The sequence below is a fragment of the Occultella aeris genome, assembly GCF_902703175.1.
Taxonomy (GTDB): domain Bacteria; phylum Actinomycetota; class Actinomycetes; order Actinomycetales; family Beutenbergiaceae; genus Occultella; species Occultella aeris.
This window is the reverse complement of the sequence record NZ_CACRYJ010000024.1, coordinates 19,653-35,988: the sequence shown is the minus strand read 5'-3', so window position 1 is coordinate 35,988 and position 16,336 is coordinate 19,653. Positions and strand designations below refer to the sequence as shown.

Below are 16,336 nucleotides of genomic sequence, written 5' to 3'. Positions count from 1 at the left end.
TCAGCTCTCCTGGTAGCGGCGTCGGATTCGGGGGTCCCACCAAGCGAGCGCCAGGTCGCTCAGCAGGGTCCCCACCACGGTCAGCGCGCTGAGGATGAGGATGAAGCTGCCCACGAGGTACATGTCCTGGCTGAGCACGCCACCGAACAGCAGTGGTCCGGTGGTGGGGAGGCTGAGCACGATCGAGATGATCGTCTCGCCGCTGATCAGGCCCGGAAGCAGCCAGCCCACGGTGCTGAAGAACGGGCTCAGGGACATCCGCACCGGGTACTTGAGGAGCAGCTTCCACTCCGGCAGGCCCTTGGCGCGTGCCGTGATGACGTACGGCTTGTAGAGCTCGTCCAGGAGGTTCGCCCGGGTGACTCGGATCAGGCCCGCGGTTCCGGAGATACCGATGATCAGGATCGGCAGCCACAGATGCGACGCGAGGTCGAGTACCTTGCCGAGGTTCCAGGCGGCGTCGACGTACTCGGGTGAGAACAGGCCGCCGGCACTCTGGTCGAAGTATCTGACGCCCAACCAGAGGAAGACCAGCGCCAGCAGGAACTCCGGGATCGCCATGCCGACGAAGCCGAAGAACGTCGCGATGTAGTCACCCGGGGAGTACTGCTTGACGGCGGAGTAGATGCCTACCGGGAAGGCCACGGCCCAGACGAACAGCAGGGTGCTGATCGAGAGGAAGAACGAGAGCGCCACTCGGTCCCAGATCAGGGTCGAGACGGGGCGGTTGTAGGCGAACGACTGGCCGAAGTCGCCATGGAGGACGATGTTCGTGATCCAGTTCCAGTACTGCAGGAGGAACGGATCGTCCAAGCCGTAGCGGGTACGCAGGGCCTCCATCTGTTCCGGGGTGATCGTCTCACCGCGGGACTCCGCCTGCGCGACCAGGGTGGATACGTAGTCCCCGGGCGGCAGTTGGATGATCCAGAAGGTCACGAACGATATCGCGACCAGGGTGACCAGCATCAGGCCGATGCGCCTGAGCGTGTACTTGCCCATACCAAGTTCCCTTCAGTGGCGTCGGTGCGCAGCGGGCGCGGACTCGTCCGACCACGACGGCGCATGACGCACCGCTGGTGCCATGCGGCGGATGCCTGGTCCTCGGCCGCGCGGCGCCGTGCGTGCGTCGCCGCGCGTTTGCGTTCGACCTGGGCAGCCGGTCGCCACCGGTCGGGAACAACCCGACATCGCGGGACTCGGTGGTGGGGAAGTCCACCAGATACAGCGCTTCATTGGGCTCCTTGCATATCTACCCACATGCTCGTGAACATGCGGCTTCGTGATGCTAACCCGTGATCGGGGTCACTGGCAACGTCTAGAGCCCGGTTTCTTGAACATCCGGCATTCTGGTGGCATCCCGGATCCGAGTGCGTTGCGAGGCGGCAATTGATCCGCAATCGCTCTCGGGATCGACCAATGGCATGCCAGTGGCACGAGGGTGCCCGGCCGTGGTCACGGAACGGATCCCACGCAGGTCAGCCGTGCACCGGCATCCAGATCCGCATCGCTCGCCGGTCCCGGTTGGCCCACTGGAAGTAGGGGACGGCTACGGCACGGGCTCCTCGCGTGGTCCAGGAACGCGTTCCGAGGAAGTACGGGAGCCCGTCGGTCGGTGCACGCAGGAGTTGCGCTGCGGGGACGCTGAGCGAGACGGTGCGGCCGATGCCCGGCAGGTCCTCATGATGGCTGGTCGTGATCGCTTCGTGGTCAGGAACGATCTGGACCTGCTCGAGGTCGACCGTGGCGTCCTGGTCGACCTGCTCGAAGCAGTACACCAGGGGGCCGCGCTCCAGAGCGAAGCAGCCACGAAGTGCGTCGATACGGGGGTGCGGGCCGGTCAGGCGAGGCGCGATGTCGAAGCAGAGCCGGAGCTCGTCCTGCGGCTGCCAGACCCGGCGGATCCGCAGGTAGCCGGACTCGTTCGTGGCCGGCACCGGTGCTCCGTTGAGGTGAACCGCCGGGGCGGGACTCCAGGACGGGACGCGCAGCGACAGGGTCCACTCGGAGTCCGGCGTCGATCGGATCCGCACGCCGGTGTCGCCCTGCCACGGCAGACTCGTACCCACCTCCAGCTCCACCTCGCCGTCCGGCAGGTTGCTGCCGAGGATGGCGTCCGCGTACTGGTGCACGGTGATGCCGTCGTCGTCGCTGGTACCGAGATAGTGCTGCAGCGAGGCCATCAACCGGGTCACGTTCGGGGGGCAGCAGGCGGACCAGAACCATCCGTCGCGCCAGCGTGGGTCGCCGATCGCCAGGGCGTGGTCCGAGCGTCGCTGCAATGGGTTGCCCTTGAAGAACTCCAGGCCGTCGAGCGAGACCGAGGCGGCGAAGACGTTGTAGACGGTGCGTTCGATCAGGTCGGCGTACCGGGACTCGCCGGTGGCCAACAGCAGTCGCCAGCTCCAGTGGACGCTGGCGACCGCCGCGCATGTCTCGTTGTAGGACTGGTCCGGCGGGAGCTCGTAGGCTTCCCCGAAGGCCTCCTTCAACTGCCGTGACCCGTGGCCACCGGTCAGCGCGGTCCGCGTGGCGACCAGGTCCTCCCAGCGGGCGACCGAGGCGTTCAGGAGTGAGCGGTCGCCGGTCTCCAGGTAGACGTCGACGATGCCGGCCTCCAGGTACATCGCCCGCACGGCGTGGCCGGTCAGGACCGGCGCCTCCCGCACCCCGAACGCGTCCTGCTGGTAGAGCGGACCGACCGGGTGCCGACCCACCATGCCCTTGCCTCGGTCGTCGAGGAGGCGCTGCGCCAGGTCCAGGTACTCGGGTGTGCCCAGCTGACGATAGAGCTCCACGAGCGCGGTCTCCACGCCGGGATGCCCGTCCAGTTTCTCCAGGCGCTCCGTGAGGAACACCTGAACGAGGTGGTCGGCCAGTCGCCGGGCCACCGGGACGAGGCGCTCGTCGCCGGTCCGGGCCAGCGCGATAACGGCCTGGAACAGGTGTCCCGCGGTATAGAGCTCGTGGCTGTTGTTCAGGTCCTGATATCGCGCCTGAGGTCCGCGCACCTGGTAGGTCGAGTTCAGATAGCCGTCCGGGGCCTGGGCGGCGCAGATCAGCTCAGAAGCCTGCGTGACGAACTCCAGGAGCTCGTTGTCCTCGCCGCGGTCCAGCTCGTAGGCGACCGTCTCGAGCATCTTGTAGATGTCCGAGTCCATGTAGACCGGGCCCCGGTGCTCGGCATCCAGTTGTTCGCCGGCGGCCAGCCGCAGGTTCGTGAAGTTGCCGGCCTCGTCCAGTTTGGCGATGCCGAGCGGGATGCTCGCCGAGCGGTTCACCTGCTGCCAGTGCCGCCACAGGCCGCCAGTGAGCGTCGCGGTCCCAAGTGGGCGTTGCACCGCGACGGCTCGGGGGGTCGGGACGAGTGGTCCGCGGCCGGAGGTCGTCGTGCCGATGGTCATCATCGCTCCTCAGGGGGATCGGGTTGTCGGTCCAGTTCGTACGCGAGCATCGCGACGGCGTGGTCAGAGATCTGGTGCTTGCCGTGGGTGGCGTCGTCGATGACCTCCCAGTCGCCACCCAGTAGGGCGGCGCGGTCGCGCACCGGCTGCGCGTAGCTGCGGTGGCCGACCCCGGGGAAGCAGGACGGGTCGAACCGGTTCAGGATCTGCAGTTGGCGCCGACCGCCGCCGGTCGCGCCGAGGACATAGAGATCGAGATAGCCGGCGATGTCGTACAGGCCGGGCATGCTCTCCCGCCGCTGTTCCCAGTCGCCGAAGTTGGGGTGTGCGGCCGGATGTGGGCGCAGGAAGAAGGGCCACGTCCCGGCCACCTGGATGCTCAGCCTCACTCGCGGATCGACCGCGGCGTGCATCACGGTGGTCCAGGCGCCGCCGGAGAAGCCGAAGGTGACGACGTCGGTCAGTCGGCCCGCTCGGGCGGCGTGGTTGAGCAGGGTGACGACGGGATCCAGGAAGTAGGTCGCGGCACTGAAGTCCGGCGTCTCGTACTGGGCGAACCGTTCGTGGCTGGCCGGGTCCACGGGCGCAGTGGCGCCCGGCGTGGGAAGCTCCATGTCCGCCGGGTTCCAGCCCTGCAGCGGCATGTCGATGGCCGCGACCCGGTAGCCGCGATCGAGGAAGGTCTGCATCGCCGCGAGCTGCGGCCGGTGATACACGGGCTTGCGCGCATTGCCATGCCCGGCCAGGAAGATTCCCAACCGTCCCGGCACCGGCCGCCGCGGATGGACCAGGTAGCTGGTCGATTTCAGGGCGTGTGCCATCGACAGGGTGGCCCGGTCGATGCGGCTCCGGGAGAGCGAGTCGAGCTCGGGCACGGTAACCCCGGCGTCGATCGAGGGCGTGGACGAGGGGAGGCCGGCGTGCTTCCACAGGTGGTCGACCAGGCGGCGGCGGCGTTCGGTGACGTCGTGGCCGGAGCGGATCGTGATCAGGCGGTCGACGTCGACGCCGACGGACTCCGCGGGCATCGTCCGCCACTCGGGGCCGCGGCTAGCCTCGATCGCGGCGTCGACCACCGGGCGGGGGCGTGCGACGCTCACCGGGCGAAGCCACCGCCAACGGTGGGCTGCGGGCGGGAAAGGAACACGATCGTCTGATCGCGGACCCGGAGGATGTGCGACTCCAGAGCCGCTCGCGCCGCCGCGCCGTCACCGGCATCGAGTGCCTCGACGATCTCGCGGTGCTCGGCGACGGCGGCGTCCAGTCGGTCCCGGTTCATCGGCGCCTCCATCCCGGCTCGGGTGACATGGATGCTCAGGTGCAGATCGTCGTGCAGGGCGATCAGCCGTGGGAATCCGGACATCTCCACCAGCGTGCGATGGAACCTGCTGTCGTTCTCGCGGAACGCGATGTACTGCGCGGGCTCCTGCAGTGCGGCCTCGGCGAGTTCGCCCGCCTCGGCCACCAGATCGTGCAGGATCCTGGGCGCCGGCGGCGGCTCCTGCTCGGTGTACCGGCGCAGGCTGTGCGACTCGATCATCACGCGGAGCTCGAACAGTTCGTACAACGAGGAGAGGGAGGGGACGGCGACGGTGAACCCCGCGGTGGAGTCGTAGGAGAGCAGACCGCGCTCGTGCAGGCGCCCCACGGCGCTCCGGACCGGCGTCCTGCTCATGCCGAGCTTGCGGGCGAACTCTCGGATCGGCACCGTCTGTCCCGGCTGCGGGTGCTCCTCGGTCAGCCAGCTCACCAGTGCGTCGTGCGCGCGGTTCTCCAGTGTCGCCTGGCTCACCTGCTCCGAGGCCCCGGTCCCTGCCGTTGACGCCATGGACGTAGTCACGCAGTCCTCCCCATCCGCATCGGTCGTCGATGCGCTCGAGCCCGCTCGTTGTGGTCCGCCCATGGTATGCCATCGGCGCCCCGCAGGTGGGCACATTCGACTCCGAATCGGGCGCCAAGCGCCACTGGGAGTCTAGTTCGGTCTTGACAACGTCCCAGTTGTGCCCAAAGGATGCCTACATGCCACTGGCATTCACACCTGAGAACGAAGAGTCCTCCTACCACCTACACGGCGTGCTCCCGCCGGTTGTGCTCCCGATGACCCCTGATGGCGAGATCGACTCGGAGTCGCTGGAGTCGCACGTCGGCCACCTCGTGGCCGCCGGGGTGCACGGACTGTGGGCCAACGGCACCACCGGCGAGTTCTACTCGCTGGACGGCGAGGGACGCGCCGAGGTGGTTCGCCTGTGCGCCAAAGCCGCAGCGGGGCGCGTCCCGGTCGTGGCGCACGTCGGAGACACCTCGACCAGCCTCGCGGTGCGGCACGCCCGGGAGGCCGTCGCCGCGGGTGCCGCGATGGTCTCGGTGCTCCCGCCCTACTTCGTCGGTTTCGACCAGGACGAGCTGAAGCGGCACTATCGCGCCCTGGCCCACGCCGTCGATGGCCCGGTTGTCGCCTACCACCTGCCCCAGTTCATCCCCGCCACGCTCTCGATCGACTCGATCGTCGAACTCGTCGCCGACGGGATCCTCTGCGGAGCGAAGGACAGCAGTTCGAACATGGTGTGGTTCCGCCGGCTGCAGCGTCGCCTGCGTGATGCGGGGACCCCACTGCCCTGCTTGACCGGAGGATCCAGCGTGGCTGACCTCGGCTACCTGCTCGGCGCCGTCGGCTCGGTCTCCTCGACGGGGAATCTGACCCCACGTCATCTGGTGCGCCAGTACGAGGCCGCACGGAAGGGTGACTGGGACCTCGTTCTGGCACTGCAGGAGCAGAGCGAGGAACTCATCGAGTCCTTGACCCCACCGGGAAAGTCCGCGGCCCCTGGCTTGACCAACAGCGTCTACAAGCACCTGCTCGCGGTGTTGGGCCGCATCGACTCCGATCACAGCGCCGCACCGCAGACCCAGTTGTCGGACGAGGACCGCCAGTACGTGGAGAAGCACGCACTGCCGGTCATCGGTCGCATGGAGAGTGCCGGCGACCACGGCTGAACCAGCCTCCGCCGGCCGGCGTGTCACCCAAAGGAAGAGGAGAACAACGATGTTTCCAAGAACCACTCCGGAGTCGGCCGACCGTGATCGACTCTGGTCGAGCGTGGTCAGTCGCCGCTCACTGCTGCTGACCGGCGGCGGTCTGGCCGCCGTCTCTGCCCTGGCCGGCTGTTCCTTCTTCGAGACGGACCCCGCCCAGGGTGCGGACGATGGGGCCGGCGCCGGCCCCAAGGGCAAGGAGGCGCCGTCGCTCGCCGCACAGGTGGAGGCCGGGGAGCTGCCACCGGTCGAGGAGCGGCTCCCGAGCACTCCGCTCGTGGTTGAGCCGCTGAACGAGGTCGGCCGGTACGGCGGGACGTGGCGGTCGGCGATGATCACGGAGGAGGATCGCACCTGGCTGGAACAGTCGGTCGGGTACGAGCCGTTGGTGCGGTGGATCCCAGGGTGGACCGGCCAGCCGGGGACCAGCGAGATCATCGCGAACGTGTGCGAGGTCTTTGAGGAGCTCGACGGCGGCCGGGTCTTCCAGTTCACGCTGCGCGAGGGAATGCGGTGGTCGGACGGCGAGCCAGTCACGGACGAGGACTTCCGGTTCGCCTACGAGGACGTGAACATCAATCCGGCTTTGCATCCTGGTGGGATCTACTCGCTCTGGACGAACGTGAACGACCCGGCCAAACCGGGCACCTTCGAGAGTGACGGCACGGTCATCCGGTACGTTTTCGACGAACCCAAGCCGGGCTTCCTCGAGGAGTTGGCCTCGGGCACCATGATGGTCCTGCCCAGGCACTACTTCGAGCAGTTCCACGAGACGTACAACACCGAGATCGCGGAGCTGGTCGCGCAGGCGAACCTCGACGACTGGGTGCAGTTGTGGGAGTCCAAGCTCGAGCCGTTCTCCAACGTGGACTCGCCGAGCCTGCATCCGTGGCGGCTGACCGCCGCCCTCGGCGACGGCAGCTATGTCACAGCGGAGCGGAACCCGTACTACTGGAAGGTCGATCCCGACGGGAGCCAACTGCCCTACCTCGACGAGATCCGCTGCGAGATCCTGCAGGACATCGAGGTCGAGCTGCTGAAGATCACCAATGGTGAGCTCGACATGCAGATGCGCAACTTCGACACGATCCGCAATCTCCCGGTGGTCACGGACAACCAGGAGAGCGGCGACTACCGGATGTTCACCCTGTCGCCGCAGGGCCCCAATGCCATGGTGCTCGGCTTCAACCAGACGTTGGAGGACGAGCGCAAGCGGAAGATCTACTCCAACAAGGACTTCCGGGTGGGCCTGTCCTACGCGATCAACCGGCAGCGCATCATCGACACCATCTATGCCGGGCAGACCATTCCCTGGCAGTGCGCGCCGGTCGAGGGGCACCCCGCCTACGACGAGGAGTTCGGCACCCAGTTCACGGAGTACTCCGTGGAGCTGGCCAACGAGGCACTCGATCGTGCCGGATACACCGAGACGGACGCGAACGGCATCCGGCTCAGCGAGGGTGCGCCGATCAGCATCACGGTCCTGGTGCCCTCATCGATGCCCGACCATCTCGACGCGTTCGAACTGATCAAGCAGGACTGGGCGGCGGTCGGTGTCGAGGCCAACGTCACGCCCCTGGCCGAGACCCTGTACTGGGAGCGGGTGGAGGCGAACCAGGCCGAGGTGTCCACCTGGACCGCGGGCGGTTTCGAGATCCGCGCCACGCAGGGATCGAACCACTACTTCGTACCGTCCAACCCGCGCGGCTCCTCCCGCTACGGTCACACCTGGGCGCTGTGGTACCGGGGCGAGACGGACGAAGCACCGCCCGAGATCATCCAGGAGCAGCTCGCGCTGTTCGACGAGATGCGCACCACCTATGACGCGGACGAGGCGGTCGACCTCGCGCGTCAGGTCCTGGACATCGCGAAGGACCAGTTCTTCTACATCGGCATCTGCACGCAGCCGAACGGCTATGGGATCGTGCGCAACGACATGGCGACGAACCTGCCGGACGAGATGCCCGGAGACGTCGGATACCAGCCGCCCGGCCCGTCCAACCCGGAGCAGTACTTCTTCACCGCCTAGCTCGGGCGGCTCCGACAACCGCTCCCGGCTCTCGATACCCGACGGCGTCGCGCACCCTGATCGTGCGCGGCGCCGTCGCCGTTCTCTCAGGCCGTGCGGCTCGGCGCATGCCCCGCCAGCGCGGCTGCCTGCCGCAGCGCCTCGGCCATGCTGGCCGTGGTGACCGTGCCCGTGCCCGCGATGTCGAACGCGGTGCCGTGGTCCACGGACGTCCGGATCACCGGCAGGCCCACGGTGATGTTCACGCCGTCGTCGATCCCGAGCACCTTCACCGGACCGTGTCCCTGGTCGTGGTACATGGCCACGACGAGGTCGAAATCACCTCGGCTGGCGAGGAAGAACGCGGTGTCGGCGGGCAGCGGCCCGTGTACGTCGTGGCCGAGGGCGACGAGTTCGTCGATCGCCGGCTGGATCTTCTCGGCCTCCTCGCCGTAGCCGAACAGCCCGTTCTCGCCGGCGTGCGGATTGATGGCGCACACGCCGACCCGAGGGTTGGCCAGCCCGGCGCGCTCGAGCGCCTCGATGCCCCGGGCGACCGTGCGGCGCACCAGCGGTGGGTCGATGCGTGCGATCGCGTCGATCAGACCGATGTGGGTGGTCACGTGGATGACGCGGAGCTTGGGCGTGGTGAGCATCATCGAGACCTCCGGTACGCCGGTCAGGTGCGCGAGCAACTCCGTGTGGCCGGGGAATCGATGGCCGGCGGCGTGCAATGCGGCCTTGTTCAGGGGTGCGGTCGCGATGGCCGCCACGTCCCGGGTCACGGCGTAGCCGGCGGCCCGCTCGATGTAGGTGTAGGCGGCGTGTCCGGCGACGGGGCTGACCTCGCCGAAGGGCAGGTCCCCGGGCAGTGTGCCCACCTGGACCACCTCGATGCGGGTGGTGCCCGGAGCAGCGTGCGCCGGGTGCTCCACTTCGTGCATCGTCGCGGGCACGCCCATCAGTGCGGCCGCCCGTGCCATCCGCGGCAGGTCGCCGACCAGCACCGGCCGACAGAGGTCCAGGACGTCCGGGCTGGTCAGTGCAGCGGCACAGATCTCCGGTCCCACGCCGGCCGGATCTCCCATCGTCACGGCGATGACGGGACGGGTGGACGCTCGGTCGGTCGATTCCACGGTGGTTCCTTCTCAGGGTCGGGTGGTCAGGCCAGGGACGCCGCGGTGGGCTGGAGCAGGTCAAGGAGGATCCCGGCGCCTCCGTAGCTGCCGGGCTTGGTCCAGATGGTCCGGCCATCCGGTGCGTACAGCCGGGCGACCGGGGTGACGGCGGACGGTGCGCTGCGTAGGTCGCGCAGGTCCAGTCGCTCCAGGACCAGGCGTGCCGTGTGGCCTCCGCTGAGGAGCAGCGCCACGTCGGGTGGGGCGCCGGTCAGCGCGCCCGCGCAGGCTGAGACCAACGCGTCCATGCCGGCCCGCTCACGTTGCGTCGCCGCTCCCGTGACGGGGAACGTGAGGATCACGTGCTCGCCACGGGCGAGCCCCGCCCGAGCACGGCGGACCGCCACCGCCATCGCGTCCGGGTCGGTTCCCTCGGCCGGAAGGACGATCTGCGTGAGCTTGTCGCGTGCTGCCAGTGCGTCGACCTGGACGCGACTGATGTGCTCACTGGTGCCGAGCACGGCAAGGAGGGCACGTACGGGCGCCGGACCGGTCGCGACCAACGCAGACCTGACGGGCGCCTCAGAGGCCTCCGGCGCAGGGTCGCGGACCGTCCGGGCGAGGGCGCCGAGGAATGGTGCCGACCCGGCGAAGGTCGCGTGGGGGTGACGGGCGCCGGCGGCCGCGAGTCGATCCAGGTCCGCGGCGGTCGAGATGTCCACCGTGAGGAGGATCGGATCGCCGCGGGAGAGCAGCGGGGGGATCAGGTCGTAGTCGGTGCGACCGAGGTGTCGGTGCGCCAGGCCGGATCCCAGTTCGGTGAGGCTGACGGGCGAGAAGTTGTCCGTGTCGGTCTGCGCGCTCGTGTACGTGCCGGCGTCGCCGTGCCGGCCGGCTACCGTCAACCGGCCCATGGCTGGGTTCGCGGGGCAGAGCAGCACCGGCCGCCCGGCCTGCAACACCGCGCTAACGTACGCGCGGACCGGTCCGCGCAGCCGCGAGTCCAGCTTCAGGAACACGGTCGCGGCCGAGTCCGTGGCGGCGAGAGCGGTGGTCACAACACGGAGCGCCTCGGCATCGTCGTGGTGCCGCAGGTCGAGGTCCCAGACGGTGTCCTCGTCCGCGCTCGCCGCGGGCGTGGTCGGATCGGGTCGCCCGAGCCGCACGTGCACGTCCCGGCCCGTGCCGGACTGCCAGAGCCGCGCGAACTCCGCCGCGCCGGTGAGGTCGTCGGCCCAGACGTGTGCCGGCCTCACGTCCGGGCTCTCTCCGCCGTGGCCGTGATGACCACGTCCCGGCCGGTGGCACGGAAGGCGTCCAGGAAGTCCGGGTCCGCGCCGTCGTCGGTCACGAGCGTCCACGGGCCGTCGAGCCGGGCCCAGCTGTTGAACGGCGCATGACCGAGTTTCGCCGAGTGCGCGAGCACGTAGACACAGCGGGATCTACGAGCCATCAGCTCCTTCAGGCGGGTCTGGTCGAGCTCGGCCTCGCAGATGGACCCGTCCACGCCGACTCCGTCGGTCCCGAGGAACAGTCGGTCGAACGTGAGCCGTTCCAGAGTCAGCTCCGTGAGCGGTCCGACGAACGCCGCCGAAAGTTCACGCAGGCGTCCACCGAGGCAGGTCAGCGCGAGGTCCGGCCGGGACCGTAGCAGGTTGATGACGGGGACACTTGCGGTGGTCACGCCGACGCCCTCCAGCGCGGGCAGCCGCCGGGCGAGCAGAGCGACCGTGGAGCCGGCGTCGAGGAGGATCGACTCACCCGGCCGGACCTGTTCGGCCGCCCACCGCGCGATCGCGGACTTGGCGTCGAAGCTCTCATGCTCGCGCTGGAGCAGGGAGGTCTCCGTGGGCCCGCCTGGCGCGATGGCCCCGCCATAGGTCCGGGCAAGGCGGCCGGACCGGCTCAGCAGGGCGAGGTCGCGCCGGATCGTCGAGGCAGTCACCCCGAAGCGGCTCGCGAGGTCGTCCACGCTGGCAAGGCCCATCTCGCGAGCGCGCGCGAGGATCTCCTCACGGCGTTGTTCCGCCTTGCTGGCCATCGGGGTCTCCCTCTTCATCGCCCGTCCGGAGGTGTCACGGCACGGGAGCATCCTACTCACGTGCTGCGCGTTTCGTGCTAGTTTGACTGCGCGTTCTGCGCGCGATGACTTCCGATGGAGGACTCATGGATGAACTGTTGGACGACTCGAGCCTGCAGCCCGAGGGTGCCGTGCGCCTGGTCCTCGGCACGATGTCCTTCGGCGACACCGTCGACGAACCCACGGCGGGCCGGATCATCGAGGCCGCGATCGAAGCCGGGATCACCGAGCTGGACACCGCGAACACCTACGCGGGCGGTGCGAGCGAGCAGATCATCGGTCGCGTGCTACGCAGCGCACCCGAGGGCATCGCGGTGTCCTCGAAGGTCGGCATGCAGCCCGGACGAGGCGCCGGACCGCTGGCGCACGGGGAGGTCATCGCCGCGGCCCGGACCAGCGTCGAGCGTCTGGGGCGGCCGCTGGACACGCTGTACCTGCACCAGCCGGACCGCAGCACCCCGTTGACGGAGACCGTCGGTGGCGTGTCCGAGGTGCTCGAACTCGGGCTGGCCGACCGCTTCGGGCTGTCGAATCACTCGGCCTGGGAGACGGTCGAGGTCCACGAGCTCTGCCGCCGACAGCAGGTGGCGGTTCCACGGCGTGCCCAGCAGCTCTACAACGCACTGGCCCGGCGACTCGAGGTGGAGTTCCTCCCCTTCGCGGCGGCCCGCGGTGTGCAGACGGTTGTCTACAACCCGCTCGCGGGCGGCTTGCTCACGGGCCGGCACACGATCGCCGAGGAGCCTGCGGACGGGCGGTTCGGTTCCTCTGCCCTCGCTCCGATGTACCGTCAGCGGTACTGGACCCAGGAACGGTTCCAGGTGCTCGACGAGCTGCGCGCGATCGCGGACGGAGCCGCGCTCACGTTGATCGAACTGGCGCTGCGGTGGCTGCTCGGGGTGCCCGGGGTGGGCGCGATCCTCGTCGGCGGGTCCACGCCGGAACAGATCCGTTCGAACGTCGCGGCACTGGGGCGCGGGCCGCTCGAGGCGGAGCTGCGGGTGCGGATTGACGCAGCCACGGCGCCCCTCCTCGCGGGCGCGCCACACTACGCACGCTGACGGTACCGGGAGCACGGGGAGACCCTGTCGCGCGGCGGGAACCGGCCGCACGGGGCAGACCCGGGCGGCACGGGAACCGGGGCGGCGCCGGGAAGGGTTGTCTAGGCTCGGGGTCGTCATCGACACGAACGGAGGTCCGCCCCGTGGCCGCCACCATGAGCGACGTCGCGAAGCTGGCCGGCGTCTCGGTGAAGACCGTCTCGAACGTGGTCAACGACTACCCCTACATCCGAGAGGGCACCCGGGCCCGCGTGCTGGACTCGATCCAGAAGCTCGGCTACCAGATCAACACCACCGCACGTGGGCTGCGCACCGGGCGCACCTCTCTGATCAGCCTGGCCGTGCCCGAGCTCAAGCTGCCCTACTTCGCCGAGCTCGCGGACTCGGTGATCGCCGAGGCCGAGCAGGTCGGGCTGACCGTGCTGATCGAGCAGACGAACAGCGACCGGGATCGTGAGATCGCCGTGCTGCGGGACCCGCGCCGCCAGCTCGTGGACGGTGTCATCTTCTCCCCGCTGGCGTTGGGTCAGGACGACCGGCACCTTCTCGATGTCGACTTCCCGCTGGTGGTGCTCGGGGAGCGGATCTTCGCCGCTCCCGCCGATCACGTCACGATGCAGAACGTGGACGCTGCAAGCGCCGCCACGCAGCACCTGCTCGGCCTGGGCCGGCGTCGCATCGCGATGGTCGGTGGGCACCGGGGGGAGCGGGTCGGATCCGCGGCGCTGCGGGAGGCGGGCTACCGCGAGGCCCTCGAGGCGGCCGGGATCGCCGTGGACCCGGCCCTGATCGGGGAGTCCGGGCTGTGGCACCGCGAGACCGGGGCACGCACGATCGCGACCATGCTCGACGCCGGAACCGATCTCGACGCAGTCTTCGCACTCAACGACGCGCTCGCCATCGGGGTACTGCGCGAGCTCCACACCCGCGGGATCCGGGTGCCGCAGGACGTCGCCGTGATCGGGTTCGACGACGTCGAGGACGCCAGGTTCACCTACCCGAGCCTCAGCTCGGTGTCACCCGGCCGGGCGCAGATCGCACGATCCGCCGTCGCGCTGCTGCACCGCCGGATCGTCGAGCAGGTCGCGCCGGCCGAGCACGAGACCATCATGGCCGAGTTCGAGGTGGTGCCCCGGGAGTCGACCCTTGGTCTGCCGGCCGGCCGAACCTGAGACGCCCTCAGCCCGCGGCCGCCCCGGCCAACGCTGCCACCTCCGCCGCCGTCAACGCCGTCGTGTGCAGCTCCAGCTCGTCGATCGCGCCCGCGTACGGGGTGTCCCACCAGTTCACCCCGAGTGCGAACGCGCCGGAGGTCGTGGTGAACACGTCCGGGAACCCGGTGCCGGCGAACGCCTCGACTCCGTCCACATAGACGGTCAGGGCGCCCTCATCCACGGTCAGGGCAAGGTGGGTCCACTCGCCGACCGGGGTCTGCTGCCCGGCGGACGCGTCGTACCAGGCGTTGCCGGACCAGACCATGGTGTCCCCATCGACGCCGTCGTGCCCCCGCGGCAGCAGGCTCACCCAGTTGTTCGGGTCCCGGGCGCCGAAGAACGTCGTCGTGTAGGGCGTGAGGGCATCGGGCCGCAGCCACAGGCTCACCGAGTAGGTCGGCCCGACGAGCAGCCCGTCCGGCAGCCTTACCCCGGCGCTGCCGTCGAGCTGCAGCGCCTGCCCGCTGACGCCCTCGGTGTAGCCGACGGCACCCCCGGTGGTGTCGATGCGGGTGCCGGTGGGCTGGCCGTCCGCGACGCGGCCCTGCGTCTCGGCGAGGTCGCCCTCGAAGTCGTAGCGCGCCACCAGGCCGCCCACCACCTTCTCGGAGACGACGACGGCGAACGTCGCCGTCGCGGTCAGCTCGCCCTGGGTGAGGGTCGCCGTGAGCGTGACGTGGGCATCCCCGGCGCCGGGTTCGGGGCGCACGACGTCGCCGGTGGTCGAGACCACGGCCGGGTCGGAGCTGGCCCATTCGATGCCGACGCCGCGGGTGCCCTGGGTGGGCAGGGCCAGGTCGGCGATGACCGCGGAGGTGTCGCCGAGGTCCAGGTCGGCGAGCACGGCGTCGAGCGCCTGCTGATCGGTGAGCGGAGCGAGCCTGCTTCCCCAGAGCGACACACCGCCGTCGGAGGAGACGGTGAAGGTGAGTACCCACGAAGCGGACTGCGGCTCCCACTGGCGCACGAAGTAGCCCGTGTACTCCTCGCCGTCGATGGTCAGCCGGGCCCGGTCACGGCCCTGCAGCAGGTGCCAGCGGCCCTCGACGGCGCCGCTGATCTCGCCGTTGCGGTGCAGCTCGATGGTGCTCGCCTCTTGGAGGTCGGCGGAGATCTCCTTGCCGTGGTCGATGAACGCGTACTCGCCGGCCACATCGGGGCGGCGCACGACGCGGTCGTCGAACGAGCTGGCCGGTGCGTAGCGGTACGGCGCCACCACGGGCCAGCCGTGCTCATTCATGAACATCTGGTGGGTGCGGAGCTGATGGAACTCCCCCTGACCAGGGAAGCGCGTGTGGAAGATGAGGAACTGCTCGCGGGTCTGCGGGTCGTAGTAGGTGGTGTTGTGCCCGGGTGAGACGTACCCGACGCCGGGCTCCTCGCCCGGATCGCCCACCTCGTGGCCGAACAGGTGGCTGCCCATCAGCTTCACGCCGAACGGCTCGATCGAGGCGTCGTCGAACAGTGGCAGGGACGGGTCCGAGCGCACCTCGGACATCGGGTTGCCCTCGGCGTCGACGTAGGGGCCGCCCGGGTTCGCCGAACGTGCCACGCGCATGTTGTAGCCACCGTCCGCACCGAGGCCGCCGAAGGAGGTGAACAGGTAGTAGTACTCGGTCTCGGGGTTGTACATGATGGTGGGCCCCTCGATCCGGCTGTGGTTGCCGCCCATCAGGTGCTCGCCGTAGCCCTGGCCGGGGACTGGCAGCCCGGTCTCGCGGTCCATCTCGAGGATGAAGATGCCGCCGGAGTAGGAGCCGTAGACCATCCAGAGGTTGCCCTCGGCGTCGAAGAACGTGTCCGGGTCCACCACGTTCGGGTGCACCCGTGCGTCGTAGATGGTGCCGTCCTCGCTCGGCTCGTCCCACATGCCCGAGCGCAGGATGATGCCGAGGTCCTCGTACGGCCCGTCGACCGAGTCGGCGACGGCGACGCCCATCGCCGAACGTGGCGAGTCGCCCTTGCAGGCGTTGTAGTACATGTAGAAGCGGCCGTCCTCGAGCTGGATCACGTCCGCCGCCCAGAGCGTATCCGTCTGGGCCCACTCGAACGTCTCCGCGAGCTCGGCGCGCACGTCCTCGAACAGCGGGTTGTCCGCGTTGGCGCCGTCGGCCACCAGTTCCCAGTTCATCAGGTCGTCGGAGCGGGCCGCGGCCAGGTGCGAGCCGAACACCCAGAACTCCCCGTCGGCGACCACCAGCGACGGGTCGTGCACGGAGGCGTCGGTGAACTCCGGTGGTTCGGTCGGGGCGGGCGCCGGCGGACGGGCCGCCGCAGCAGCCGGGACGAGGGCCACGAGCGCGGCACCGATGAGGGCGAGGAGGGGACGGACAGACATGGCGCTCCTGGTGTTCAACGCTGGACTCAGGGTTCGGGGTGGCGAACGGGATCGCCGCGCCGGCCGGCCGGCCGGGATGCCGG

General features: G+C 69.3%; 12 protein-coding genes. 4 read left to right on the top strand and 8 right to left on the bottom strand.

The features are described 5' to 3' along the window. From HALOF300_RS08580 to HALOF300_RS08565, 4 genes are all read right to left on the bottom strand, one after another. Positions 1–999, bottom strand: a complete 999-nt coding sequence (locus HALOF300_RS08580) for an ABC transporter permease (RefSeq protein WP_156740541.1) — start codon at positions 997–999, stop codon at positions 1–3. Between the two features lie 476 nt (positions 1,000–1,475). Then, positions 1,476–3,401: a glycoside hydrolase family 127 protein gene (locus HALOF300_RS08575; RefSeq protein ID WP_197522406.1), complete on the bottom strand. Its 1,926-nt coding sequence runs from the start codon at positions 3,399–3,401 to the stop codon at positions 1,476–1,478. After that, positions 3,401–4,501 (bottom strand): hypothetical protein, encoded by a 1,101-nt coding sequence (locus HALOF300_RS08570; RefSeq protein ID WP_156740539.1) that lies wholly within the window; start codon positions 4,499–4,501, stop codon positions 3,401–3,403. Before HALOF300_RS08570 ends, HALOF300_RS08575 begins: the two co-directional genes overlap by 1 nt. Continuing rightward, positions 4,498–5,241: a GntR family transcriptional regulator gene (locus tag HALOF300_RS08565; protein WP_197522405.1), complete on the bottom strand. Its 744-nt coding sequence runs from the start codon at positions 5,239–5,241 to the stop codon at positions 4,498–4,500. The genes HALOF300_RS08570 and HALOF300_RS08565 overlap by 4 nt, the downstream gene beginning before the upstream one ends. A 179-nt stretch (positions 5,242–5,420) precedes the next feature. Here HALOF300_RS08565 and HALOF300_RS08560 point away from each other — a divergent pair, with 179 nt between their 5' ends. Together HALOF300_RS08560 and HALOF300_RS08555 are read left to right on the top strand one after the other, a co-directional pair. Beyond that, on the top strand, positions 5,421–6,395 hold the full coding sequence (locus HALOF300_RS08560; protein WP_197522404.1) for a dihydrodipicolinate synthase family protein: 975 nt from the start codon (positions 5,421–5,423) through the stop codon (positions 6,393–6,395). A 49-nt stretch (positions 6,396–6,444) separates the two neighbouring features. Continuing rightward, positions 6,445–8,463 (top strand): ABC transporter substrate-binding protein, encoded by a 2,019-nt coding sequence (locus HALOF300_RS08555; protein ID WP_156740536.1) that lies wholly within the window; start codon positions 6,445–6,447, stop codon positions 8,461–8,463. An 86-nt stretch (positions 8,464–8,549) separates the two neighbouring features. Here the strand turns inward: HALOF300_RS08555 and pdxA are convergent, their stop codons facing one another. From pdxA to HALOF300_RS08540, 3 genes are read right to left on the bottom strand one after another with little or no spacing between them, the layout of a single operon-like run. Beyond that, a complete protein-coding gene (pdxA, locus tag HALOF300_RS08550) occupies positions 8,550–9,578 on the bottom strand; it encodes a 4-hydroxythreonine-4-phosphate dehydrogenase PdxA (protein ID WP_231955153.1) in 1,029 nt (342 codons plus the stop codon). A 26-nt stretch (positions 9,579–9,604) separates the two neighbouring features. Further along, positions 9,605–10,816 carry a four-carbon acid sugar kinase family protein gene (locus tag HALOF300_RS08545; RefSeq protein WP_197522403.1) on the bottom strand — a complete coding sequence of 404 codons (1,212 nt, stop codon included), beginning with the start codon at positions 10,814–10,816 and terminating at the stop codon, positions 9,605–9,607. Then, a complete protein-coding gene (locus HALOF300_RS08540) occupies positions 10,813–11,601 on the bottom strand; it encodes a DeoR/GlpR family DNA-binding transcription regulator (RefSeq protein ID WP_156740534.1) in 789 nt (262 codons plus the stop codon). The genes HALOF300_RS08545 and HALOF300_RS08540 overlap by 4 nt, the downstream gene beginning before the upstream one ends. A 125-nt stretch (positions 11,602–11,726) precedes the next feature. Between HALOF300_RS08540 and HALOF300_RS08535 the strand changes: the two genes are divergently transcribed. Continuing rightward, entirely contained in the window at positions 11,727–12,701 is a 975-nt protein-coding gene (locus tag HALOF300_RS08535) for an aldo/keto reductase (RefSeq protein ID WP_197522402.1), read from the top strand. 143 nt (positions 12,702–12,844) lie between these two features. After that, positions 12,845–13,873 carry a LacI family DNA-binding transcriptional regulator gene (locus tag HALOF300_RS08530; protein WP_231955151.1) on the top strand — a complete coding sequence of 343 codons (1,029 nt, stop codon included), beginning with the start codon at positions 12,845–12,847 and terminating at the stop codon, positions 13,871–13,873. A 7-nt stretch (positions 13,874–13,880) separates the two neighbouring features. Here HALOF300_RS08530 and HALOF300_RS08525 read toward each other — a convergent pair whose 3' ends face one another. Continuing rightward, complete coding sequence (locus HALOF300_RS08525) at positions 13,881–16,253, bottom strand: LamG-like jellyroll fold domain-containing protein (protein ID WP_156740532.1); 2,373 nt, start codon at positions 16,251–16,253, stop codon at positions 13,881–13,883. Between the last annotated feature and the right edge of the window lie 83 nt (positions 16,254–16,336).

Excerpts from the sequence above, each read along its gene's own strand:
- HALOF300_RS08560 (WP_197522404.1), top strand. The coding sequence starts at position 5,421 with ATGCCACTGGCATTCACACCTGAGAACGAAGAGTCCTCCTACCACCTA.
- HALOF300_RS08540 (WP_156740534.1), bottom strand. The coding sequence starts at position 11,601 with ATGGCCAGCAAGGCGGAACAACGCCGTGAGGAGATCCTCGCGCGCGCT.
- HALOF300_RS08580 (WP_156740541.1), bottom strand. The coding sequence starts at position 999 with ATGGGCAAGTACACGCTCAGGCGCATCGGCCTGATGCTGGTCACCCTG.
- HALOF300_RS08575 (WP_197522406.1), bottom strand. The coding sequence starts at position 3,401 with ATGACCATCGGCACGACGACCTCCGGCCGCGGACCACTCGTCCCGACC.
- HALOF300_RS08555 (WP_156740536.1), top strand. The coding sequence starts at position 6,445 with ATGTTTCCAAGAACCACTCCGGAGTCGGCCGACCGTGATCGACTCTGG.
- HALOF300_RS08535 (WP_197522402.1), top strand. The coding sequence starts at position 11,727 with ATGGATGAACTGTTGGACGACTCGAGCCTGCAGCCCGAGGGTGCCGTG.
- HALOF300_RS08525 (WP_156740532.1), bottom strand. The coding sequence starts at position 16,253 with ATGTCTGTCCGTCCCCTCCTCGCCCTCATCGGTGCCGCGCTCGTGGCC.